The organism is Sphingomonas sp. 7/4-4 (assembly GCF_027941955.1).
Classification (GTDB): Bacteria; Pseudomonadota; Alphaproteobacteria; order Sphingomonadales; family Sphingomonadaceae; genus Sphingomonas.
Genome location: NZ_CP115960.1, coordinates 423,451 through 446,286 on the forward strand (window position 1 = coordinate 423,451; position 22,836 = coordinate 446,286).

The following is a 22,836-nucleotide window of genomic DNA, read 5'->3' on the forward strand; positions in this document are numbered from 1 at the left end:
GGTTTACAAGGACTAGCCGCAGATTGGTGTCACCCTGTGATGATTCGGCAACATAGCGGACATACCGCCTTTTTCGCGGCTCCATTGCCAGCCGCCACTGCCATGCCCTAGAGCGGCGGCGAACACGCACGTCAGGGCTCCCCGACCGCATGCTATTGTCGCGTTACGAGCGGATGATCGCCCGCCGCTATCTCCTGCCTGGCCGCAGCGAGGCGTTCATCGCCGTCGTCGCCGGATTCAGCCTCGTCGCGGTGATGCTCGGCGTCGCCGCGCTGATCGTGGTGATGAGCGTCATGAACGGCTTCCGGGCAGAGCTGTTCGACAAGATCACCGGGCTGAACGGCCATGCCGTGGTCCAGGGCTATGGCGGGCAACTGCGCAATTGGCGCGAGATCGCCGCGCAGGCCAAGGCCACGCCCGGCGTGATCAGCGCGACTCCGCTGATCGAACAGCCCTTGTTCGCGAGCTTTAACGGCCGCGTCGAATTCGCCCAGATCCGCGGCATGCGGGTCGAGGACATTCGCAGCAACCCTGCGCTCAAGGGCAAGGAAGTCATCGGATCGCTCAATCGTCTCCGCGCCGGTGGCGAGCAGATCGCGATTGGATCGCGGCTCGCCGAATCGCTCGGCGCGACCGTCGGCAGCAAAATCACGATCATCAATCCCGCCGGCGCCGCCACACCGATGGGCACGATGTATCGGTCGGTCAGCTACACGGTGGAGGCGATCTTCGAAGTCGGGGTCTATGATTTCGACAAGATCTTCGTCGTGATGCCGATCGAGGATGCGCAGACCCTGCTGCTGCTCGGAGACTCGGTGAGCATGGTCGAGATGGACACCAACGATCCCGACAACGTCCAGCAGATCGTCTCGCCATTGATCGACAAGGTAGGCAAGAGCGGCCAGATCGTCGACTGGCGTCAGATGAACCGCGAGCTGTTCGAGGCACTCCAGGTCGATCGGATCGTCTCGTTCACCGTGCTGTCGATCATCCTCGTCGTCGCATCGTTCAATATCGTCTCGTCGCTGATCATGCTGGTGCGCTCGAAGACGCGGGACATCGCGGTGCTCAGGACGATGGGCGCCACGCGGGGCGGCTTGATGCGGATCTTCGTGACCGTGGGCACCACGATCGGCGCGCTGGGCGTCGCAGCGGGCGGACTGCTCGGCTTCCTGTTCATCACCTTCCGCGCGCAGGTGGTGCAATTCATCGGGCTGGTGACCGGGCAGCAGATCTGGGACCCGTCGATGCGTTTCCTCACCGAGCTCCCGGCCAAGACCGATCCGTTCGAGACGATCGGCATCTGCGCGATGGCCTTGCTGTTCGCGTTCCTCGCCACGCTCTATCCGGCGTGGAAAGCGGCGAGCACCGATCCGGTGCAGGTGCTGCGTTATGAGTGAGCCGATCCTCCAGACGCGCGGGTTGAAGCGCAGCTTCCGTCAGGGTGAAGCGGTCATCGAGGTCCTGCGCGGCGTCGATCTGGATGTGAATCCCGGCGAGATCGTCGCTCTGCTCGGACCCTCGGGCTCGGGCAAGTCGACCTTGCTGCAGGCGGTAGGCCTGCTCGAGGGCGGTTTCGAGGGCTCGATCCGCATCGCCGGCAAGGAAGCCGCGCAATTGCCCGCGGGCGGCCGCACCGAGGTCCGCCGCAACAGCCTCGGCTTCGTCTATCAGTTCCACCATCTGCTGCCCGATTTCAACGCGATCGAGAATGTGGTGCTCCCGCTGATGATCCACGGCGCCACGCGCGCCGACGCCGACAAGCGCGCGGCGCAATTGCTGACCGCATTGGGGCTCGCGGAGCGGCTGACCCATCGCCCGAACCAGCTCTCGGGTGGCGAGCAGCAACGCGTCGCGGTTGCCCGCGCGCTGGCCAACCGGCCGGCTTTGGTGCTCGCCGACGAACCGACAGGCAATCTCGACGAGGCGACCGCCGACCGGGTCTTCGCCGAATTCCTCAATCTGGTGCGCGGGGAGGGGTCTGCGGCATTGGTCGCGACGCACAACGAGCGTCTCGCCGAACGCATGGACCGCGTGGTGCGGCTGCATGAGGGCCATCTCGAATGAGCGTCTGGCGCGAGACGCCGACGCTAAAGGGGCGCCATGTGACGCTGCGCCCGATGGTCCGCGAGGACCGTGAAGAGCTGCTCGAAGCCTTTGAAGGCCTGCATTCGCTGTTCCACACCACGGTGCCGACCGCCGACACCTTCGATGCCTGGTATGATCGCGTGGCGTTCGACACGGCGGCGGGGCGCAACCTGCCCTTCACCGTGCTCGATGCGGACGGCCGCATTTCAGGCGTCACGCGGCTGATGCGGATGAGCGAGACGCATCGCCGCGTCGAGATCGGCGGCACGCTCTATGCGCCGCGCGTCCAGCGCACCGGGCTCAACACCGAGGCGAAGTATATGCTGCTCGGCCATGCCTTCGAGGTGCTGGAAGTCAATTGCGTCCAAATCCGCACCGATTTCCTCAACCACGCCTCGCGCCGCGCGATCGAGCGGCTCGGTGCGCGGCTCGACGGTATCCTGCGCGGGCATCTGATCCTGAATGGCCATTTGCGCGACAGCGCGGTCTATAGCATCCTCGCACACGAATGGCCGGGCGTGCGCCGCAATCTCGATCTGCTGATGGCCCGCTACGATGGAGATGTCGCATGACTGCGTTCACCGATATCCCGGTCCGCAAGGCCGATGGCAGCGAGGCGACGCTGGCGGATCATGCCGGCGAGGTGCTGCTGATCGTCAACACCGCGTCGAAATGCGGGTTCACGCCGCAATATTCCGATCTCGAGGCGCTGCAGCGCCAATATGAGGACCGCGGCTTCTCGGTGCTGGGGTTCCCGTGCAACCAGTTCGGCGGGCAGGAACCGGGAGATGCGGCGGAGATCGCGAACTTCTGTTCGCTCACCTATGACGTGACCTTCCCGGTCTACGCCAAGGTGGACGTCAACGGTGCGGAGGCGGCGCCGTTGTTCGAGCATCTGAAGAAGGAAGCGCCGGGATTGCTGGGGTCGAAGGCGATCAAGTGGAACTTCACCAAGTTCCTCGTCGATCGCAACGGCAAAGTGATCGATCGCTATGCGCCGACCACATCGCCCAAGGACATCGCCGGCGATATCGAGAAGTTGCTCTAGCATCTTCCAAAAACGTCGTTCCCGCCTTCGTGGGGATGACGGTGGTGCCGATGAAAACTGTGGATAGCGGCGCATGCGCATTGGCAAAGCCGCCGGCGGGCGCCTAGGGTATCGCGATGGCGCATTCGGGATTCGTACCGCTCCGGGTCTTCTCCTCCTACACGATGCTCGAAGGCGCGATCGAGCCCAAGGCGATCGCGAAGCGCGCGCGCGAACTGGGCTTTCCCGCGGTGGGGGTTACCGATCGCAACGGCCTTTACGCGGCCATGCCCTTCTCGGACGCATGCAAGAAATCGGGCGTGCAGCCGATCGTCGGCACCTTGCTCGCGGTTAAGCGCCCCGAACTCGCCGAGGGCGCGCCGGTCGCGATCGATTGGCTGGCGCTCTATGCGCAGGACGAGACCGGCTATCTCAACCTCTGCAATCTCGTTTCCGCGGCGCATCTCGATCGGCCGATCGAGGAAGACGCCCATGTCCCGCTCGACGCGCTCGAAGGCCGCACCGACGGGCTGATCTGCCTCACCGCGGGCGCCGAGGGTGCGCTCGCACGGCTCTATGCCGAGGGGCAGGACAGCGCCGCCGAGGCCTATGCCCGGCGGATCGAGGCGTTGTTTCCCGATCGACTCTATGTCGAGATCGTCCGCCGGCTGAACGAAGTCGAGGGGCGCGCCGAGGCCAAGCTGCTCGATTATGCCTATGCGCGCGACTTGCCGCTGGTCGCGACCAATCCCTGCTGCTTCGCCGACGAGAGCTTCCACGAAGCGCATGACGCGATGCTGTGCATCGCCAATTCCTCGTACATCGCCAGCGACGATCGTCCGCGCTCCTCGCCCGATGCGTGGATGAAGCCCGCCAACGAGATGAAGTCGCTGTTCGCCGATCTGCCTGAGGCGATCGCCAACACGCTCGTCGTCGCGCAGCGCTGCGCCTATGCCGCTCCCCAGCGCAAGCCGATCCTCCCCAGCCTCGCCGGCGACCGCGAAGGCGAGGCGGCGATGCTGCGCGAGCAGGCCCGTGAAGGGCTGGAGATGCGGCTGAAGAAGATTGCCGAAATCGAGGGCAAACCTCTCCCCGTTCGTGCTGAGCATGTCGAAGCACCGCTCTCCACTCTTCCCGCAGATCCAGAACAAGAACGGGCCTTCGACAAGCTCAGGCCGAACGGGGAGGGAAATCCTCCAACAGCGCAGAAGACTGGACCAAGCCCTATTTCGACCGCCTCGAGTTCGAGCTCGACGTCATCATTCAGATGGGCTTCCCCGGCTATTTCCTGATCGTCGCGGACTTCATCAAGTGGGCCAAGGCGCACGACATTCCGGTCGGCCCGGGCCGCGGTTCGGGCGCTGGTTCGGTGGTCGCCTGGGTGCTGACGATCACCGATCTCGATCCACTCAAGCTCGGCCTGCTGTTCGAACGCTTTCTCAATCCCGAGCGCGTGTCGATGCCCGACTTCGACATCGACTTCTGCGAAACCCGCCGCGGCGAGGTGATCCGCTACGTCCAGGAGAAATACGGCCGCGATACCGTGGCGCAGATCATCACCTTCGGAACGATGAAGGCGCGCGCGGTGCTCAAGGACGTCGGCCGCGTGCTCCAGATGAGCTATGGCCAGGTCGATCGCCTCGCCAAGCAGATCCCGAACCACCCGACCGATCCCTGGACACTCGAGCGCACGCTGAACGGCGTCAGCGAATTCAACGCCGAATACAAGAACCACAGCGACGTCCGGCACCTGATCGACTTGTCGATGCGGCTCGAAGGCCTGCCGCGCCACTCGTCCACCCACGCCGCGGGCGTGGTGATCGGCGATCGCCCGCTCGCCGAGCTCGTCCCGCTCTATCGCGATCCGCGGTCGGACATGCCCGTCACGCAGTTCGACATGAAATATGTCGAGGCGGCGGGGCTGGTGAAGTTCGACTTTCTCGGCCTCAAGACGCTGTCGGTGCTCAAAAAGGCCGTCGAACTGCTCGCCGACCGCGGCATCGAAGTCGATCTCGATACTCTCGGCTGGGACGATCCCGAAGTCTATGACCTGCTCCAGCGCGGCGACACGGTCGGCGTGTTCCAGCTCGAATCGGAGGGCATGCGACGCACGCTCACCGCCGTGCGCCCGACCAATTTCGGCGACATCATCGCGCTCGTCTCGCTCTATCGCCCGGGCCCGATGGACAACATCCCGAGCTTCGGCCACCGCAAGGGCGGGCGCGAGGAGATCGTCTATCCGCACGCCCTGCTCGAGCCGATCCTGAACGAGACCTACGGGATCTTCGTCTATCAGGAACAGGTGATGCAGGCCGCGCAGGTGCTCGCGGGCTACACGCTCGGCGGCGCGGACATGCTCCGCCGCGCGATGGGCAAGAAGATCAAGGCGGAGATGGACGCGCAGCGCGCGATCTTCGTCGAAGGCTGCGGACGCGTGAACGGGATCAAGCCCGCCAAGGCCAACGAGCTGTTCGACTTGATCGACAAGTTCGCCGGCTACGGCTTCAACAAGTCGCACGCCGCCGCTTATGCGCTGCTCGCGTATCAGACGGCGTGGCTCAAGACCCACCATCCGCACGAATTCTTCGCCGCGTCGATGGCGTACGACATCCATCAGACCGACAAGCTCGCGATCTTCGCCGACGACATGCGTCGCCTGTCGATCGAATGTCTGCCGCCCGACATCAATGCCAGCCTCGCCGACTTTCATGTCGAGAAGCACAACGATGGGCTGGCGGTGCGCTATGCATTGGGCGCGCTGAAGGGCGTCGGCGAGCGCGCGATGGAGCTACTAGTCGAGGAACGCGATACCAAGGTCGCTTCCAGTCGCTCGACGATTTCGCCAAGCGAGTCGATCCACGGCTGCTCAACAAGCGCCAGGTCGAGACGCTCGCCGCCGCGGGCGCGTTCGACGGGATCGAGCCCAACCGTGCCGGTGTCCATGCCGCAGCGGAGACGATCCTCGCAGTGGCCCAGCGTACGCATGACAGCCGGACGAGCGGGCAGGGCGGCCTGTTCGGCGAATCCGAGCCGAGCGGCGGCGCGATCAACTTGCCGCGCAGCGCGCACTGGTCGCTCGCCGACAAGATCGCCGCCGAAAAGGACGCATTCGGCTATTATTTCTCGGCGCATCCGCTCGATCGCTATTCGCACCTCGTCCGCAGCCAGGGAGCCCGCGAGATTGCGTCACTCGGCGAGGTCCAGATCCCCGAGGGTGCCCGCATCGGCGCGACGATCGCGGCGCTGATCGAGGATGCGCGTTGGCGCACCTCGGCGCGCGGCAATCGCTATCTGATGGCGACGATCTCCGACCAAAGCGGCCAGGTGCTCACCACCTGCTTCGACGATATCGCCGCCGCGGACATGGAAGAGGCCGCGCGTGCGGGTGGTTGCGCTGTGCTCACCGTCGAGCTCGACAAGCGCCCGGGCGAGGATACACCGCGGGTGTCGGTCAAACGCGTCCAGCCTTTCGAGAGCATCGCCAATGTCGCGCGATTGCTGGTCGATCTGGTCGTCGACGACGCGGCTGCGCTGCCCCGCCTTGCCGAGATGATCGGCGAGGCGCGCGGCGGACGTTGCACTGTCCGGCTATGGGCGCCGCTCGGTGCCGCTGGGCAGGCCGAAGTGGTGATCGGCCGCAACTTCCGCATCGATGAGGAGCTGCTCGTGCGGATCGCCGGGATGCCCGGCGTGCGCTCGGCGGAGTTTGCCAGCACCGCAGCGATGCTCGCCGTGGCCGCCTAGCCAAGAATTCGCCATCCCGGCGAAAGCCGGGATCCGGGGTGATTCTGTCCCGTCGGTGCCGCTTGGCTCTGGGTCCCGGCTTTCGCCGGGATGACGTTGGGAATTGAGGCACGTCGTAACGAATCGTTGCCAACCGCCTCGCCCCTCGACTCCTCTACCTCTCCGGGCATACCCTCTCCTCAAAAATAAGAGCGGAGAAGAGCGATGCTGGGTGGAATGCAGGATTTCGAGCTGCGCGTCATGCGCCTGCTCGATCACGCCGCGCGCGAGCATGGGCCGCGCGAGATCGTCACGCGCTGGGCCGACGGCACCGAGACCCGCACCAACTGGGCCGGGATCGCGCACGATGCCCGCCGGCTCGCGCAGGCGCTCGAACGGCTCGGGGTGAAGCCCGGTGAGCGCGTCGCGACGCTCGGCATGAACCACAGCCGCCATCTCGTCGCCTGGTACGGCACGATCGGCATGGGCGGTGTCATCCACACGATCAACCCGCGCCTGTTCGAGGACCAGCTCGCCTTCATCGCCAACCATGCCGAGGATGAGGTCCTGCTCTACGATCGGGCCTTTCAGCCCATCGTCGACAAGCTCAAGCCGCAATGGACGACGATCCGCCATTATGTCTGCTTCGACGACGGCGCATTCGAAGCGCTGCTCGACGCCGAAACCGGCAACTATGCCTGGGTCGAGGGCGGCGAGCGCGAGCCGTGCATGCTGTGCTACACCAGCGGTACCACCGGCAATCCCAAGGGCGTGCTCTACACCCACCGCTCGACCGTGATCCATGCGATCACCGAGCTCCAGCCCGCCGAGTTCGATCTTTCCACGCAATCGATCGCAATGCCGATCGTGCCGATGTTCCACGCCGTCGGCTGGGGCCTGCCCTTCGCCGGCGCGGCGGTGGGGGTGAAATTCGTCTTCTCTGCGATCAACGAGCCCAAAGTGCTGTGCGAGCTGATGAATCGCGAGAAGGTGACGCACAGTGCCGGCGTTCCTACCGTCTGGTTCGCGATGTTCCAGTATATGGACGCGACCGGCGCCGCGCCCGAGCATCTGAAGATCGTCACGATCGGCGGCTCGGCGGCGCCACGCGCGATGATCGAGCGCCTGATGAAGATGGGCATTCGCGTCAATCACGCCTGGGGGATGACCGAGACCTCGCCGATCGGCACGATGGGCGCGCCGTCGCCCGATTTCGACGATCTGACCTTCGAGCAGCAGGTCGATCAGGTTTCGAAACAGGGCAAGGTGCCGTTCGGAGTCGAGCTGCGCGTGGTCGACGAGGAAGGCGTGGAGCAGCCGCGCGACGGCAAGAGCTCCGGCCGCCTCCAGGTCCGCGGCCCCTGGATCATCCGCCAATATTTCGGCGAGGAGCAGCTCGCAGTCGATCCCGACAATTGGTTCGACACCGGCGACGTCGCTGTCCTCCACCCCGACGGGACGATGCAGATCACCGATCGCGCCAAGGACGTGATCAAATCGGGCGGCGAATGGATCAGCTCGGTCGAGCTGGAGAATGCCGCAGTCGGCTGCGCGGGTGTCGCCGAGGCGGCGGCGATCGGGGTGTTTCATCCCAAATGGGATGAGCGCCCGATCCTGCTGGTGGTCCGCAAACCCGATGGCGCAGTGACCGCCGAGCTGATCCAGGCGCATCTGGAGAAGCATGTCGCCAAATGGTGGCTGCCCGACGAGATCCACTTCGTCGAGAGCCTGCCGCACACCGCCACCGGCAAGCTGCTCAAGACCGCGATCCGCGCACAGTACAAGGACTTCAAGCTGGCGGCGGCTTGAATGTCCCCTCCCTTGCAGGGAGGAGTCCTGTCGGTTACCTACTTGGCTGCCAACACTGCCGCGCTGACCTCGCTCGCCTTCGCGTCCTTGAACCGTGCGCAGTTGCGGATCGCCTCCAGCGCGCGGTCGAGATCGAGCGTACTGTCGTTGGCGAGTTGCGGTCGCAATTTGGCGTCGACCGCGTCCGCCGCCTCGTTGGTGCACAGCACGTTGAACATCTGCGCGGCACGTGCCGAGAAGATGCCGCCGCCGCCCGCCGCCTTGGAGAAAGTGTCGAAGTTGGTCAGCATATAGTCCGAGGCGATATCGCGGGTCTTCGCCGAGCCGAGGAAGCTGGCCGTGGCATAGAGCCGGCCGACCTGCGGCAGACGCGGATCCTTGAACTCGTTCAGGAACCAGCGCGCAACGTCGGGATTGCCCGAGTTGCCGATCGCCTGGAACGCGGCTTGGCGCAGCATCGGATCCTGCCCGGCGAGGCCCTTCTCGGCGACGGCCTTCGCCAGCGGCACGCCCTTATCCTCGATGTCGAGCGACAGTGCGAGTTGCCCGAATTGCGGATCGAGCGCCTTGGCGTCGCCGGCCAGATACGCGTCGGCTGCGGCGGTCAGCTTGGCCCGCACGGCCGCGTCGCCCCCGGCGCCTGCCACGAGCTGGACCATGTCGCTGCGCAGCTTCTTGCGGTCCGGCGTGTCGGATGCATGCGCGCCCACCGTCGGATCGAAGCCGAGCTGGGCGAGCTTGGGCCCATAGATGTCGGCGATCAGCTTGCGGTAGGCGGGAAGCGCCGCGTCGCTGATCAGTCCGCGCCGCAGCATCCCGCGCAGCCGCGTGCCGTTGTCGAGCGCGGCGTTGGAGGCGGGGTGCGCCGCCATCGCGCGCGCCAGCGCCACCAGCTGCGGATATTTGGCCTTGCCCGCATAAAACGACGCCCAAAGGCTGTCGGTGACTGCCAGCGCCTCGCCTTCGGGAAGCGTCGGCGCAGCTGCGATCAGCGCGTTCCACTCCGCCGGGTCCATGTCGAAGCGGTAATAGCCCCAGCCGCCGGCATTGGGGACGATCACGCCGTCGCCCTTGGCCTCGATCGCCCCGCTCGGCTTGTCGAGCAGCGTGCAGCTGCGCACCGCCGCGCGGCGGACGCAGACCGGCACGATCCACTGGGTGGCGGGCAGGTTGCTGCCGAAATAGGCATAACGCGATTGGCTGGCGGTCAGTGCATCGCCGTCGCGCTTCAGCGCCACTACCGGCACGCCCTGCTGATCGACGAAGCTCCTGAGCGATGCCAGCACGCGTGGATCGTGCGCGGCGCTGGCGAGTGAATCGAAGAACTGGTCGGTAGTGGCGTTGCCGTGATGGTAGCGCTGCATGTGCAGCCGCACGCCGTCGCGGAACTTCTCCTCGCCCAGATAGGCGGCGATCATCGCCACCACCTGGCCGCCCTTGCCATAAGTGATCTGGTCGAACGCCGCGTCGATATTGGCGTCGTTGGTGATCTTCTCGTGGATCGGGCGCCCGGCGGCCAGCGCGTCGATCTGCATCGCGTCGAATGCTTCGTCGATTGCCGAGACGCCGATGTTGAGGTCAGGCCGCCACTCGTTGCCGATGCGATAGCCCATCCAGTTGGCGAAGCTCTCGTTGAGCCAGATATCGTCCCACCACGCGGGGGTGACGACGTCGCCGAACCATTGGTGCGACAGCTCGTGCGCGACGACCATGCCGAAGGTCTGCTTGTCCTCGGTCGGCGAGTCCTCATCGACGAACAATATGCCGTCGCCGTAAATGTCGGCGCCGGCATTCTCCATCGCCCCGGGCATAACCGGCGAGCCGATCTGATCGAGCTTGGGATAGGGGAAGGGCTGGTCGAAATAATGCTCGAGCAAGGCGACGATCTTCTTGGAGCCCTCGAGTGCATAGGCCATCTGCCCGGCATAGGGCTTGGTCCCGACGATGCGCAGCGGCAGCGGCTTCGGGCGTTGCGGGGTTGCGGGAACGGTGCCCTGAACGGTCACGAACGGCCCGGTCACGAACGCGACGAGATAGGTCGGCAGCGGCTCGGTCGGCGCGAAGCGGTGCTTGACCAGCTTGCCGGCGGAGAGCGGCTTGCCCTGCTCGGGCGCGTTGCTGACCGCGACGAAGCCGGGCTTCGTGGTCACGCTGACGGTGAAGGGTGTCTTGTATCCGGGCTGGTCGAATGACGGAAACGCAGCGCGCGCATCGATCGATTCGAACTGCGACCAGCTATACCAGTCGTCACCCACCTTGATCCGGTACAGCCCCGAGGGCCCACCTGCGAACGCGGCGTTATAGTCGAACTTGAGCGTCAGCTTACCCGCCGGAATCGTCCGGCCGAAATCGACCTGCGCCAGCCCGGTCGGGCTCTTCTGCGTGAAGGTCACCGGCGTCTCGCGCTTGCCGATCTTCACCACCGCCCTGCTGACCTTGAGGTCGCGTCCGTGCATGAAGATCGATGCCGCGGGCTGCTTCAGCTCCACGTCGATCTCGGTATGGCCGGAGAAACGCTCCCGCTCGGGCAGGATCGTCATGTCGAGCCGATAAGCGATCGGCTTCACCGTATCGGGGAGCTTGCCGGTCGGGAGCGGCGAGGCGGATTGGGCGAGGGCGGAGGCGGGGACAACGAAGGCGCAGAGCGCAAGCAGGAAGACGCGCATCGGGATTCCTTGAAGGGATAAAGATGCTTAAGCGGCGAACTGCCCTAGGGCAATAGCACACCGGAGGCCTTGCGGGCCGCCTGCGCTTGGTTCACCTTCGCATGCGCAAAACGAGGACGCTGCATGGATCAGGCGGATGGGGTGACGATAGGAACCGCGGCGGCGAGCGCGGCGGCGGTGACGTTACCGGCGCGGCCCGAGCCGATCCGGGTCGTCCCGTCCGAGACCGCCGTCGTCGTGATCGACATGCAGAACGCCTATGCCTCGCCCGGCGGCTATGTCGATCAGGCGGGGTTCGACATTTCAGGCGCGGCGGGGACGATCGGCCAGATCGCCAGGGTGCTCGAAGTGGCGCGTGGGGCGGGGGTGCAGGTGGTCTATCTGCAGAATGGCTGGGACCCGGAGTATGTCGAGGCGGGCGGCCCGGGCTCGCCCAATTGGCACAAATCCAACGCACTCAAGACGATGCGCAAGCGCCCCGAGCTGGCCGGCCAACTGCTCGCGCGCGGCGGTTGGGACTATGATCTGGTCGACGGGCTCAAGCCGCAGCCGGGCGACATCGTCATCGGCAAGACGCGCTATTCGGCCTTCTTCAATTCGCAGCTCGATTCCGCGCTGCGGTCGCGCGGCATCAAGACCATCGTCTTCGTCGGCATCGCCACCAATGTCTGCGTCGAGAGCACGCTGCGCGACGGCTTCCACCTCGAATATTTCGGCGTGATGCTCGAGGACGCGACGCACCATCTCGGCCCGCCGATGATGCAGGAGGCGACGGTGTATAATGTCGAGAAGTTCTTCGGCTGGGTGAGCACCACCGCCGATTTCTGCGGCAGCTTCGGGCAACTGCCCAAATGACCCGTAAATCACGCGTCATCCCGGCGGAAGCCGGGATCCAGAGTCAAATGCGATGTGGCATGTGGCTCTGGGCCCCGGCCTACGCCGGGGTGACGAGATAGAGGAGATCCGATGCCCTTCGAACCGATCAACCCGACGCAATTCCCCACCCCGATCGCGCCCTATTCGGCCGGCGCGAAGGCGGGGAACACGGTCTATGTCTCGGGCGTGCTGGCGCTGGGCGAGGGCGGGGTGGTGCTCCATGTCGGCGATGCCGCCGCGCAGACCCGGCACGTGCTCGACGTGATCAAGATCACGCTGGAGGCCGGTGGCGCCACCCTCGAGGACGTGGCGATGAACCACATCTTCCTCAAGGATTTGGGCGACTATGCCGCCTTCAACGCGGTCTATGCCGAGTATTTCCCCGGCGCCAAGCCCGCGCGCTATTGCATCAAATGCGATCTGGTGAAGCCCGACTGCCTCGTCGAGATCGCCTCGGTTGCCCACATTGGGTGAAGCCAATAGCGTCATCCCGGCGAAAGTCGGGATCCGGAGCGATCGAGCGCGTCGCCTGCGACTCTGGATCCCGGCTTTCGCCGGGATGGCGAAGGTGACGTAGGTGCCCCTGCTCGACGGGCTTTATTACGAAGAACATGGCAGCGGCCCGCCGCTGATCCTTTCGGCAGGGCTGGGCGGATCGGGCAATTACTGGCTGCCCAACCTGCCGGCGCTTGCCGAACGCCACCGCGTCATCCTCTACGACCATCGCGGCACCGGCCGCAGCGATCGGACGCTGCCCGAGACGGTGACAGTCGAGCAATTGGGCGACGATATCCTCGCGCTGATCGAAGGGCTCGGCCTGAGCAGCGCCACGATCCTCGGCCATGCCGCCGGCGCAGTGGCGGGGCTGGCGGCGGCGCTCGCGGCCCCCGACGCATCGACCGGCTCGTCCTCGTCAATGGCTGGCCCGCACCCGACCCGCATTTCCTGCGCTGCTTCGAGACGCGGCTAGCCTTGCTGCGCAACAGCGGCCCGCGCGCCTATCTGCGCGCCCAGCCGCTCTTTCTCTATCCGGCCAACTGGATGTCCGAGAACGCCGCGCGGCTCGCCGCCGAGGATGAGGCCCATCTCGCCCGTTTCGCCGGGGCCGAGACCTATGAGAAGCGCATCGCTGCGCTCGCCACCTTCGATGTCGATGCGCATCTCGGCGAAATAACAATGCCCACTCTTGCGCTTGCCGCCACCGATGACATGCTCGTGCCCAGCAATTGCTCGAAGCGGCTGGCGGAGGGCATCGGAGGGGCGAGGCTGGCAACGATGCCTTGGGGCGGCCACGCCTGCAACGTTACCGATCCCGAAACCTTCAACCGCCTCGTGCTCGATTTTCTGGGGGAATAGCCATGCAAGTCGGTGTCTTCGTGCCCATCAACAACAATGGCTGGCTGATCAGCGAGAACGCGCCGCAATACATGCCGAGCTTCGATCTCAACAAGGAGATCGCGATCCGCGCCGAAAAGCATGGCCTCGATTTCCTCCTCTCGATGATCAAGCTGCGCGGATTCGGCGGCAAGACCGAGTTCTGGGAATATGGCCTCGAAAGCTTCACCCTCATGGCCGGGCTCGCCGCGGTAACCGAGAAGATCAAGATCTACGCCACTTGCCCGACTTTGGTGATCCCGCCCGCCTTCGCCGCGCGGATGTGCAACACGATCGACAGCATCAGCCATGGTCGCTTCGGATTGAATCTGATCACCGGCTGGCAGCGCCCCGAATACAGCCAGATGGGGCTGTGGCCGGGCGACGAGCATTTCCGCAACCGTTACCAGATGCTCGACGAATATGCCCGGATTCTGCGCGAGCTGTGGGAAACCGGACGCAGCGATTTCAAGGGCGAATATTACCAGATGGACGACTGCCTCGTCCGCCCGAAGCCCGAAGGCGACATGAAGATCATCTGCGCAGGCTCCTCGGACGAAGGCCTCGCATTCTCGGCAAAGTGGGCGGATTATGCCTTCTGCCTCGGCAAGGGCGTCAACACGCCCACCGCCTTCGCCTTCAACAACGAGCGCCTCGCCGCCGCGACCGAAAAGACCGGACGCGACGTCTCGGTCTTCGTCCTCGTCATGATCATCGCCGCCGAAACCGATGCGGAGGCAATGGCCAAGTGGAAGTCGTACAATGACGGCGTCGATATCGATGCGATCGCCTGGCTCAAGGACCAGGGCGCGGCCGACAAGCACAATGCCACCACCAACGTCCGCCAGCTCGCCGCGCCGGAAGGCGCAGTCAACATCAATATGGGCACCCTGGTCGGCTCTTACGAAAGCGTTTCGCGGATGCTCGACGAGATGGCCGAAGTGCCCAATACCGGCGGCGTGCTGCTCACCTTCGACGACTTCCTCGAAGGCGTCGAGAATTTCGGCACGCGCATCCAGCCGCTGATGAAGAGCCGCCAGGGCTGATCTCCCCGCCGAGCCATTGCCACCTCCGCCGCCGCGCTTATGGTAGCGTTATCGCAGCCGGGAGAGCTTTGGTGAGGGTGATGAGAGGTGGCGCGCTGATCGGCCTGCTGGCGGCGTTGTGCCTCGCGAGCACCGCAGTTGCGCAGGACAAATCGCACTGGGTGGCGAGCTGGGCCACTTCGCAGATGGTGCCGACGAACGAGAATGTCGCCCCCGCCGAGGACCTCACCGATGCGACGCTCCGGCAAATCGTCCGCGTCTCGATCGGCGGCAAACGCGTGCGCGTGCGGCTGTCGAACGCGTTCGGGACTGCGCCGCTCGTGATCAATGCAGCCAGCATCGCGCTCTCGGCAGACAACACCTCGTCGCGCATTGTGCCCGCGTCGCTCAAGCCACTGACCTTCGGCGCCGCCGCCAGTGTCACGATCCCCGCCGGCGCGGACTATCTCTCCGATCCGGTGGACATGACGATCGCGCCCGGTGCCGATCTGGCGATCACGCTCCACCTGTCGAGCCCGCCCGATCGCCAGACCGGCCACCCTGGCGCGCGGTCGCATAGCCATTTCGCGCACGGCCAGCAGGTCATGGCCGAGTCGCTGACGGGCGCGAAGACCTCCACCCGCTGGTATTTGATCGGCGGCGTCGAAGTGGACGCGCCCGGCGCCCGGGCCCTCGTCATCCTCGGCGATTCGATCACCGACGGCTATGGCGTCCAGCCCAACACCAATGCGCGCTGGCCCGATCGGCTCGCAATGCGGCTGCGCGCCAATCCGGCGACCCGGAACATGGCGGTGCTCAACGCCGGCATCGGCGGCAACCGGCTGCGGCTCGACGGCACCGGCCCCAACGCACTCGCCCGCTTCGAGCGTGAGGTGCTGACTCCGCCCGGTGTCACGCATTTGCTCGTGATCGAAGGGATCAACGATCTCGGCACGCTCACCCGCGATGCGCCCGCTACGCCCGAGCAGCATGCCGCTCTGGTCCGCGAGATGATCGGCGCGCTCCGGCAGATCGTCGCCCGATCGCGGGCGCACGGCATCAAGGTGATCGGCGGCACGATCATGCCCGACGGCACCTCCGGCTATTACCATCCCGACGCCGCCAACGAAGCCGACCGCGCCGCGGTCAACGCCTGGATCCGTGCCCCGGGCAATTTCGACGCAGTCGTGGATTTCGACGCCGCAATGCGCGATCCGGCGAACCCGACGCGGCTGCGGCCCGATCTGGACTCGGGCGATGGGCTGCATCCTTCGATCGTCGGCTATCAGGCGATGGCCGATGCCGTGCCGCTAGCAGTGCTGGCGCCGCGAAAGCGCTAGAACAACTCCCCTGCGGCCCCGGCGGCGGGCGGAACAGGTCGGTCCGCAGCCGCAACCGCTCTCCATCCAGCCCATAGCGTTTCGCCGCGATGTGGAAGCGTTTGCGCAGCAATTCGGCCCAGGGCCTTGCCCGCGCATCCGCGTATGGAAATTGGGATCGTTGTCGCGCCCACCGCGGATCGACTGGATCGTCGCCATCACCTTGCCCGCGCGATCGGGGAAATGCGTGTCGAGCCAGGCACGGAACAGAGGCGCAACTTCGTGCGGCAGCCGCACCGGCAGGAAGAACGCCCCACGCGCCCCAGCCTCCGCGGCCTTTTCGAGGATATGCTCCATCTCGTGATCGGTGACCGCCGGAATCACCGGCGCCATCGACACGAACACCGGGATACCCGCATCGGTCAGCGTGCGGACTGCCGCGAGCCGCTTGGCGGGGAGGGTGCGCGCGGCTCCACCGTCATCGTGATCCGCGGATCGAGCGAGGTGATCGACAGCATCACCGCCGCCAGCCCCTTCGCCGCCATCGGTGCCAGCAGGTCGATGTCGCGGGTCACCCGATCGGACTTGGTGGTGATCGTGATCGGATGGTTGCACGCGGCCAGCACTTCGATACAGCCGCGGGTGATCCGCCATTTGCCTTCGATCGGCTGATAGGGATCGGTGTTGGTCCCGAACGCGATCGGCTGGCAAGCATAGCCGCGCTTCGCCAGCTCGGCACGCAGCAGCACGGGCGCATCGGGCTTGGCGAACAGCTTGGTCTCGAAATCGAGCCCCGGCGACAGATCGTGATACGCATGGCTCGGCCGCGCGAAGCAGTAGATGCAGCCATGCTCGCAGCCGCGATACGGATTCACCGATCGATCGAAAGCGATGTCGGGCGAGTTGTTGCGCGTCAGGATCGTCTTCGGCTTCTCGACGGTTACCGTGGTGCGCAGCGGCGGCAGCTCGCCGTCCACGGTCTCGCGTTCGTCGCGCCAGTCGCCGTCCTCCTCGCGTTCGGGCAGGTTGAAGCGAATGCTGTCGCGATTGAGCGTGGCGCCGCGAATGGCCCGAGTCTTTGCCATTGCCACATGCTACGCGGCGAACTAGAACATATCAAGAACAATGGAGGAATTGATGGCACGTATTTCGTATGTCGAGTTGCCGGTGAGGAACGTTGCCGGAGTGCGCGATTTCTATGCGAAGGCATTCGGCTGGGGCTTCACCGATTTCGGCCCCGATTATTCGGCGACGACCGGCGGCGATGTCGATGTCGGGCTCAACGGCAGCAAGGATCAGGCGATCGCGCACCTGCTCCCGATCGTCGAGGTGCAGGATCTCGAAGCGGCGCTGGACAGCGTGACGGCGGCGGGCGGCGAAGTGACCGTGCCGATCTTCACCTTCCCGGGCGGCCGACGCTTCCACTTCCGCGATCCCGACGGCAACGAGCTGGGCGTGTTCGTCAACGAACCCGAATAGCGCGGATTGCGCGAACGGAGGTGGCTGCTAAATCTCGCGGCTCACCAAGGGGAAATCGATGCGCCAGCTTCCGTTCGCCGCCGGCATTGCCGCGCTTTGCCTGTCGGCACCTGCATCCGCCGAGGATGCCAAGCCCTGTGGCGCCGGGCTGATCTGCGCGAGCAAGCCCGAGACCGTGATGGCGGCGATGGAGAAAGCGGAGCTCAAGCCCAAGCTGACCAAGGACGGCGAAGGCGATCCGATGATAGAGAGCGATGAATCCTCCTATCATTTCGACGTGATTTTCTATGGCTGCGCGGAGCACAAGAACTGCGACTCGCTGCGTTTCGAAACCGTGTTCGAAAAGGCGCCGGAGAACACCCCGAATTCGTCAACAAGTGGAACTCGAAGAAGCGTTTCCTCCAGGCCTTTGTCCGCACCGACGGGCAATTGGGCGTCGCCTATGACGTGGCGACCATCGGCGGGCTCAACGCGGCGAACTTCGCCGACGTACTCGCCTGGTGGAATTCGCAGCTCGCCGAGCTTGCCGATTTCTTCAAGGAAGAGCTGAACCTGCCGGACGCCAAGGCGGACAAGCCGAAGAGCTGAGCCGAAATTCCTCCCTCGGGAACCCGGGGAGGAATAAGAGATCACCGCTCCAGCAGCCGCGGCATCAGCTCGACGAAATTGCACGGCTTGTGGCGGATATCGAGCTGGCTCGCGAGGATCCCGTCCCACGCGTCGGTGACCGCGCCGGTCGATCCCGGCAGCGCGAAGATATAGGTGCCGCGCGCCACACCCGCGGTCGCGCGCGACTGGATCGTCGAGGTACCGATGCTCTGATAGCTCAGCCAGCGGAACAGCTCGCCGAAGCCGGGGATCTCCTTGTCCCACACCCGCGCCAGCGCCTCGGGGGTGATGTCGCGCCCGGTCACGCCGGTGCCGCCGGTGGTGAGGATCACGTCGATTTGCGGATCGTCGATCCACGCATGAAGCCGGCTGACGATCACTTCGGCATCGTCGCGCACGATCGCGCGCTCGGCGAGTTCGTGGCCCGCGCCGGTCAGCCGTTCGACCAGCCGGTCGCCCGAACGATCGTCCGCCAAAGTCCTCGTGTCGGAAACGGTGAGCACCGCGATCCGGACCGGCCGGAACGCGATCGTCTCGTCAATTGCCACCGACAACCTGTGCGCTGGCCGTCAGCTGCGGCGCGAGGCGCGCACTGACCTTGACTGCCTTTGCGCCCGGCAGCCCGGGGAATTTCGGCCACAGGCCCTGCGTCAGCGCCTGCCGGCTCGCCGAGGCGCGGCCTTCCTGGTTCTCGTACATCCAGTAGTTGCGCAGCACGGTCATCACATAGCCGCGCGTCTCCCAATACGGGATGCTCTCGATGTAGAGCAGCGGATCGCCGTTATCGCGGCTCATCGTGTTCCACAGCGCGACCGGGCTCGGCCCGGCATTGTAGGCGGCGATCACCTTGGGGAGCAGGCCCTGGGTGAAAGGCTGATCGCGGAGCTGTTCGAGATAGGACTGGCCGATCTCCATGTTGACCGAAGGCTTGGTCAGATCGGACGCGGCATAGGTCACGCCCTGACGGCGGCCCACGTCGATCGCCGCGCCGGTCTTGACCTGCATGAGGCCCATTGCGCCGGCGGCGCTGCGGACCTCGGCATTGAAGCGCGATTCCTGCAGCGTGTGCGCGAACACCAGAGCCTTGTCGACGCGCCAGCCGCCCGCGGGTGTCCAGTTGGGCGAGGGATAGCGCGCCTGGATCAGCGGCTGCGCGCCCGCCGGGCCGTTATGCGAGAGCCAGAGCTGGGTCGCGGCGAGATTGAGCCGGCCGGCGAGACGCGTGAGCGAAGCATGGTCGCCGGGCGTGCAGAATTTGGCCTGGTGGCGCAGCACTTCGTTGGCGAGGCCGTCCTCGCCGATCTCGGTAAGCGCCGCGGCGACATGGACGTTCGGGCGCCGCTCGAGCGCGCGCCAATCCTCGGCGACGAAGCGTTCGCCGGTCACCGGCTTTTCCTGGATGCCCAGCGCCGCCCTGGCGAGCAGCCCGTAATAGGTCTCGCCGAACTGCGCCGCCGCCTTGAGCCGCACGCTGACCTTTTCGGGCCGCCCGCACGCCATGTCGGCGCGCGATGCCCAATAGAAGCCTGCCGAGCGGAGTTCGGTATCGCTGGCACGCATCGCCACACGCTCGAAGGCGATGGCGGAAGCGTTGCAATCGCCTTGCCGCCACGTCGCCAGCCCGGCGACCCAATCGGCCTGGCCGACCCAGTCGCCCACACCGAGCTGGGCCTTTTCGGCCACGCGGCGCGCATTGATGTCGTCGCCGGCGACATAATAGATCCACGCGACCTTCTGCTGCCATTCGGTCAGCGCCTCGGGGGTGAGGTCGAGCGCGAATTTCTCGACTACCGCCTCGGCCTGGAGGCCGTCATCGGCCTTGACGAAGGGCTGGATCTCGATCGCGACCGAAGTCGCGGCAGTGTCGCTCCTGATCGAGCGCGCGCGCTGGCGGACCGGTGCGCCGTCGAACCAGATCAATCGCGAGGCGGCGGGGAGGACGGGGTGTCCATCGCGCCGCGCGCCTTGGCCATCCGCACGAGCTGCTCGGCCTGCGGCAGGTCGGGCGCCTCGGCGAGCAGGGCCATGATCGCCGCGACGTCGACTTTCGGCGAATTCTTGGCGGTGTAGATTTCGGCGCGTGCGAGGGCGTGGAGCGGTCCGGGCTTCATCGAGATCGAGCTGGAGCTGCGCGTCGGTCCATTGTTCCGCGCGGATCGCGGCGAACACGCGGCGATATCCGGCGCGCTGATCGGCATCGAGCTGGTCGGGCACGCCGTCGCCGTCGCGCATCGTACTCGGCGCGGCCGGGCGTGCATCGGCAGTGAGATCGTCGGCATGCGCCGCCGCAGGCAGTGCGAGCAGCGCCGCGGCAAGGATGGTACGCTTGATCACTCGGTCCCCCGGCTCAACAGCAGCAGATGCTTCCAGGCTTCGCCCTTGGCTGCCGGCCGCTCCAGCAGGAAGCGGGGATGAAAGCTCGCCACCGCGAGGGTTTTGCCACCAAAATGGTTAACGGCGCGTATAGGATTTGTTAGGGAATCGCCGTTCGTCTCATCCAGTACACGGCTTGCCGATTGTCCGAGCAGAAACAGCTTCTGCGGGCGGAGCAGCGACAAATGATGCCGCGCCAGCTCGATCAGCCGGGCTTCGTCGTCCGGCGCGATCCGTCCGGTCAGCGGCCGCGCCCACGCGAGCGGCAGCAGGTGGACCGATTCGCGGCTCAATCCGATCGCCGCGAGCATCCTGTCGAGCAGCCGGCCTACCGGTCCCGACATCAGGGTTTCGGAATCCTCGCCTTCGGGAACGTCGGTGACGAACACCCATTCGGCATCGGCCGGGCCCGTCGGTGCGAAGCGCGGCATATGCCATTCGGCCTCGGGCGCGGCGTCGCTCATCCGCCATTCGACGAAGGCTTCGAGCGTGTCGGGCAGCGCCTCGACCGCCGGCGCCGCTACGGCAAGCTCCGCCGCTGCGGGTGCGGCAGGCGGCGGCGTCCGCGCCAGCCAGTCGCGCACATCGTCCTCGACGAGCATGTCGACGCCGGCGTCGCGCCACCATTCGAGCGTGCTCGCGACGGCCTTTTGCCAATCCTGAACTGGTTCCCCTCCCATACCCTATCTTTGAATCCCTGGTTGACGTCGCGGTCAATCTTCTTCCAATCCCGAGCGGACAGGACGTTGCGGAACCACGACGACAGGCGCGACGCTACGTCCCACGGACAGACTCGGCAGGGATTAAGAGGATGAGTGAACGAGAGTCGATGCCTTATGACGTCGTGATCGTCGGCGCGGGCCCCTCGGGCCTCGCCGCGGCGATCCGGCTCAAGCAGCTGGCCGCGACAGGCGGGCAGGAGCTTTCGGTGTGCGTTCTCGAGAAAGGCTCCGAGGTCGGCGCGCACATCCTGTCCGGCGCCGTGGTCGATCCGCGCGCGCTCGACGAATTGCTGCCCGATTGGCGCGATCAGGGCTGCCCGCTCGCCGCCACGCCGGTCACCGAGAACCACCACTGGATCCTGACCGAGAAGGGCAGGGCCAGCTTCCCCGAGTTCATCACGCCGCCCTATCTCCACAACAAGGGCACTTATACCGGCTCGCTGGGCAATCTCTGCCGCTGGCTCGCCGGCAAGGCCGAAGAGCTCGGTGTCGAGATCTTCCCGGCTTCGCCGCCGCCGAGATTCTCTACAATGACGACGGCAGCGTGAAGGGCGTCGCCACCGGCGACATGGGCGTCGCGCGCGATGGCACGCACAAGTCCGATTACGCTCCCGGCCTCGAGCTCCACGCCAAATACACCCTGTTCGGCGAAGGCGTCCGCGGCCATCTGTCGAAGCAGCTCCAGCGCCAGTTCGATCTGTGCAGGGACGCCCAGCCGCAGGTCTATGGCATCGGCATCAAGGAACTCTGGGATATCGATCCGGCGAACCACGTCCCCGGCAAGGTGATCCACACCCAGGGCTGGCCGCTCAAGGATGGCGAATCCAACGGCGGCGGCTTCCTCTATCATCAGGCCGACGGGCAGGTGGCCTTGGGCTTCGTCGTCTGGCTCAACTACAAGAACCCGTATCTCTCGCCCTTCCACGAAATGCAGCGCTGGAAGACCCACCCGGCGATCGCCGCGATCCTCAAAGGCGGCAAGCGCGTCTCCTATGGCGCCCGCGCGATCAGCGACGGCGGCTGGCAATCGGTGCCCAAGCTGGTGATGCCCGGCGCCGCGCTGATCGGCGACACCGCCGGCTTCCTCAACGTGCCCCGCATCAAGGGCACCCACACTGCGATGAAATCGGGCATGATGGCCGCCGAAGCCGCCTTCGCCGCGGTCCAGGCCGGCCGTGCCGGCGACGAGCTCACTGCCTATCCCGAGGCCTACAAGACCAGCTGGGTCGAGAAGGAGTTGCGCGGCGTCCGCAACGTCGTGCCTCTGGTCAAGAAGTTCGGCGACATTTGGGGAACGATTCTATCAGGCGCGGCGATGTGGATGGAACTGCTCGGCCTGCGCTGGCCCTTCACGATGAAGCACCATCCCGATCACGAGAGCCTGTGGCACGCCAGCGCGGCCTCGCCGATCGAATATCCCAAGCCCGACGGCGTGCTGACCTTCGATCGCCTCTCCTCGGTGTTCATCTCGAACACCAATCACGAGGAGGACCAGCCGGTCCATCTGACGCTCAAGGATCCCGACATCCCGATCGGTTACAATCTTCCGGTGTACGCCGAGCCGGCCCAGCGTTACTGTCCGGCGGGTGTGTACGAGGTCGTAGGGGAAGGTGATGATCTGCGGTTCCAGATCAACGCGCAGAATTGCGTGCACTGCAAGACCTGCGACATCAAGGACCCCACCCAGAACATCAACTGGGTGGTCCCCGAAGGTGGCGGCGGCCCCAATTACCCGAACATGTAGCC

At 65.5% G+C, this 22,836-nt stretch carries 17 protein-coding genes and 3 pseudogenes; 15 read left to right on the forward strand and 5 right to left on the reverse strand.

The features are described from left to right. Positions 1-149: 149 nt before the first annotated feature. From PIB19_RS02210 to PIB19_RS02235, 6 genes and pseudogenes are all read left to right on the forward strand, one after another. Positions 150-1,400, forward strand: a complete 1,251-nt coding sequence (locus tag PIB19_RS02210) for a lipoprotein-releasing ABC transporter permease subunit (RefSeq protein WP_271239494.1) — start codon at positions 150-152, stop codon at positions 1,398-1,400. After that, positions 1,393-2,067 (forward strand): ABC transporter ATP-binding protein, encoded by a 675-nt coding sequence (locus tag PIB19_RS02215; protein ID WP_271239495.1) that lies wholly within the window; start codon positions 1,393-1,395, stop codon positions 2,065-2,067. Before PIB19_RS02210 ends, PIB19_RS02215 begins: the two co-directional genes overlap by 8 nt. Then, the gene (locus PIB19_RS02220) at positions 2,064-2,660 is read left to right on the forward strand and encodes a GNAT family N-acetyltransferase (RefSeq protein WP_271239496.1); all 597 of its coding nucleotides are present in this window, start codon (positions 2,064-2,066) and stop codon (positions 2,658-2,660) included. The genes PIB19_RS02215 and PIB19_RS02220 overlap by 4 nt, the downstream gene beginning before the upstream one ends. Further along, the gene (locus PIB19_RS02225) at positions 2,657-3,136 is read left to right on the forward strand and encodes a glutathione peroxidase (protein WP_271239497.1); all 480 of its coding nucleotides are present in this window, start codon (positions 2,657-2,659) and stop codon (positions 3,134-3,136) included. The genes PIB19_RS02220 and PIB19_RS02225 overlap by 4 nt, the downstream gene beginning before the upstream one ends. A gap of 116 nt (positions 3,137-3,252) precedes the next feature. After that, positions 3,253-6,859 (forward strand): annotated as a pseudogene (gene dnaE, locus PIB19_RS02230) (DNA polymerase III subunit alpha). Between the two features lie 204 nt (positions 6,860-7,063). Next, a complete protein-coding gene (locus PIB19_RS02235) occupies positions 7,064-8,647 on the forward strand; it encodes a long-chain fatty acid--CoA ligase (RefSeq protein ID WP_271239498.1) in 1,584 nt (527 codons plus the stop codon). Positions 8,648-8,685: 38 nt separating this feature from the next. On the opposite strand, the gene PIB19_RS02240 is transcribed toward PIB19_RS02235, so the two are convergent. Continuing rightward, on the reverse strand, positions 8,686-11,313 hold the full coding sequence (locus PIB19_RS02240; protein ID WP_271239499.1) for a M1 family metallopeptidase: 2,628 nt from the start codon (positions 11,311-11,313) through the stop codon (positions 8,686-8,688). 123 nt (positions 11,314-11,436) lie between these two features. Between PIB19_RS02240 and rutB the strand changes: the two genes are divergently transcribed. The 6 genes from rutB (at position 11,437) to PIB19_RS02270 (ending at position 15,928) form a co-directional block, all read left to right on the forward strand. After that, entirely contained in the window at positions 11,437-12,168 is a 732-nt protein-coding gene (gene rutB / locus PIB19_RS02245) for a pyrimidine utilization protein B (RefSeq protein ID WP_271239500.1), read from the forward strand. A 111-nt stretch (positions 12,169-12,279) separates the two neighbouring features. Continuing rightward, positions 12,280-12,663: a pyrimidine utilization protein C gene (rutC, locus tag PIB19_RS02250; RefSeq protein ID WP_271239501.1), complete on the forward strand. Its 384-nt coding sequence runs from the start codon at positions 12,280-12,282 to the stop codon at positions 12,661-12,663. A gap of 103 nt (positions 12,664-12,766) precedes the next feature. Further along, positions 12,767-13,159, forward strand: coding sequence for an alpha/beta fold hydrolase (locus tag PIB19_RS02255; protein WP_271239502.1), 393 nt, complete (start codon positions 12,767-12,769; stop codon positions 13,157-13,159). A gap of 2 nt (positions 13,160-13,161) precedes the next feature. Next, entirely contained in the window at positions 13,162-13,545 is a 384-nt protein-coding gene (locus PIB19_RS02260; RefSeq protein ID WP_271239503.1) for a hypothetical protein, read from the forward strand. Positions 13,546-13,547: 2 nt separating this feature from the next. Further along, positions 13,548-14,609 carry a pyrimidine utilization protein A gene (rutA, locus tag PIB19_RS02265; protein WP_271239504.1) on the forward strand — a complete coding sequence of 354 codons (1,062 nt, stop codon included), beginning with the start codon at positions 13,548-13,550 and terminating at the stop codon, positions 14,607-14,609. A gap of 80 nt (positions 14,610-14,689) precedes the next feature. After that, positions 14,690-15,928: an SGNH/GDSL hydrolase family protein gene (locus tag PIB19_RS02270; protein WP_271240889.1), complete on the forward strand. Its 1,239-nt coding sequence runs from the start codon at positions 14,690-14,692 to the stop codon at positions 15,926-15,928. A gap of 7 nt (positions 15,929-15,935) precedes the next feature. Here the strand turns inward: PIB19_RS02270 and PIB19_RS02275 are convergent. Continuing rightward, positions 15,936-16,992 (reverse strand): annotated as a pseudogene (locus tag PIB19_RS02275) (PA0069 family radical SAM protein); the annotation flags it as partial. Between the two features lie 52 nt (positions 16,993-17,044). Here PIB19_RS02275 and PIB19_RS02280 point away from each other — a divergent pair. Next, a complete protein-coding gene (locus PIB19_RS02280) occupies positions 17,045-17,386 on the forward strand; it encodes a VOC family protein (protein WP_271239505.1) in 342 nt (113 codons plus the stop codon). Between the two features lie 309 nt (positions 17,387-17,695). Next, a complete protein-coding gene (locus PIB19_RS02285) occupies positions 17,696-17,974 on the forward strand; it encodes a YbjN domain-containing protein (protein WP_271240890.1) in 279 nt (92 codons plus the stop codon). 41 nt (positions 17,975-18,015) lie between these two features. Here PIB19_RS02285 and moaB read toward each other — a convergent pair whose 3' ends face one another. The 3 genes from moaB to PIB19_RS02300 are packed head-to-tail and all read right to left on the reverse strand — an operon-like array spanning position 18,016 to position 21,048. Beyond that, the gene (moaB, locus tag PIB19_RS02290; RefSeq protein WP_271240891.1) at positions 18,016-18,543 is read right to left on the reverse strand and encodes a molybdenum cofactor biosynthesis protein B; all 528 of its coding nucleotides are present in this window, start codon (positions 18,541-18,543) and stop codon (positions 18,016-18,018) included. Next, the gene (locus tag PIB19_RS02295; RefSeq protein WP_271239506.1) at positions 18,533-20,329 is read right to left on the reverse strand and encodes a lytic transglycosylase domain-containing protein; all 1,797 of its coding nucleotides are present in this window, start codon (positions 20,327-20,329) and stop codon (positions 18,533-18,535) included. Before PIB19_RS02295 ends, moaB begins: the two co-directional genes overlap by 11 nt. Continuing rightward, on the reverse strand, positions 20,326-21,048 hold the full coding sequence (locus tag PIB19_RS02300) for a uracil-DNA glycosylase family protein (RefSeq protein ID WP_271239507.1): 723 nt from the start codon (positions 21,046-21,048) through the stop codon (positions 20,326-20,328). The genes PIB19_RS02295 and PIB19_RS02300 overlap by 4 nt, the downstream gene beginning before the upstream one ends. Before the next feature lie 131 nt (positions 21,049-21,179). Between PIB19_RS02300 and PIB19_RS02305 the strand changes: the two are divergent. After that, positions 21,180-22,834: pseudogene (locus tag PIB19_RS02305) on the forward strand (electron transfer flavoprotein-ubiquinone oxidoreductase). The last annotated feature ends 2 nt before the right edge of the window (positions 22,835-22,836 follow it).

What these genes read in the sequence shown, in the direction of transcription:
- PIB19_RS02235 (WP_271239498.1), top strand. Translation starts at nt 7,064, where the DNA reads ATGCTGGGTGGAATGCAGGATTTCGAGCTGCGCGTCATGCGCCTGCTC.
- rutA (WP_271239504.1), top strand. Translation starts at nt 13,548, where the DNA reads ATGCAAGTCGGTGTCTTCGTGCCCATCAACAACAATGGCTGGCTGATC.
- PIB19_RS02300 (WP_271239507.1), bottom strand. Translation starts at nt 21,048, where the DNA reads ATGGGAGGGGAACCAGTTCAGGATTGGCAAAAGGCCGTCGCGAGCACG.
- PIB19_RS02280 (WP_271239505.1), top strand. Translation starts at nt 17,045, where the DNA reads ATGGCACGTATTTCGTATGTCGAGTTGCCGGTGAGGAACGTTGCCGGA.
- PIB19_RS02220 (WP_271239496.1), top strand. Translation starts at nt 2,064, where the DNA reads ATGAGCGTCTGGCGCGAGACGCCGACGCTAAAGGGGCGCCATGTGACG.
- PIB19_RS02240 (WP_271239499.1), bottom strand. Translation starts at nt 11,313, where the DNA reads ATGCGCGTCTTCCTGCTTGCGCTCTGCGCCTTCGTTGTCCCCGCCTCC.
- rutB (WP_271239500.1), top strand. Translation starts at nt 11,437, where the DNA reads ATGGATCAGGCGGATGGGGTGACGATAGGAACCGCGGCGGCGAGCGCG.
- rutC (WP_271239501.1), top strand. Translation starts at nt 12,280, where the DNA reads ATGCCCTTCGAACCGATCAACCCGACGCAATTCCCCACCCCGATCGCG.
- PIB19_RS02225 (WP_271239497.1), top strand. Translation starts at nt 2,657, where the DNA reads ATGACTGCGTTCACCGATATCCCGGTCCGCAAGGCCGATGGCAGCGAG.
- PIB19_RS02210 (WP_271239494.1), top strand. Translation starts at nt 150, where the DNA reads ATGCTATTGTCGCGTTACGAGCGGATGATCGCCCGCCGCTATCTCCTG.
- PIB19_RS02215 (WP_271239495.1), top strand. Translation starts at nt 1,393, where the DNA reads ATGAGTGAGCCGATCCTCCAGACGCGCGGGTTGAAGCGCAGCTTCCGT.
- PIB19_RS02270 (WP_271240889.1), top strand. Translation starts at nt 14,690, where the DNA reads ATGAGAGGTGGCGCGCTGATCGGCCTGCTGGCGGCGTTGTGCCTCGCG.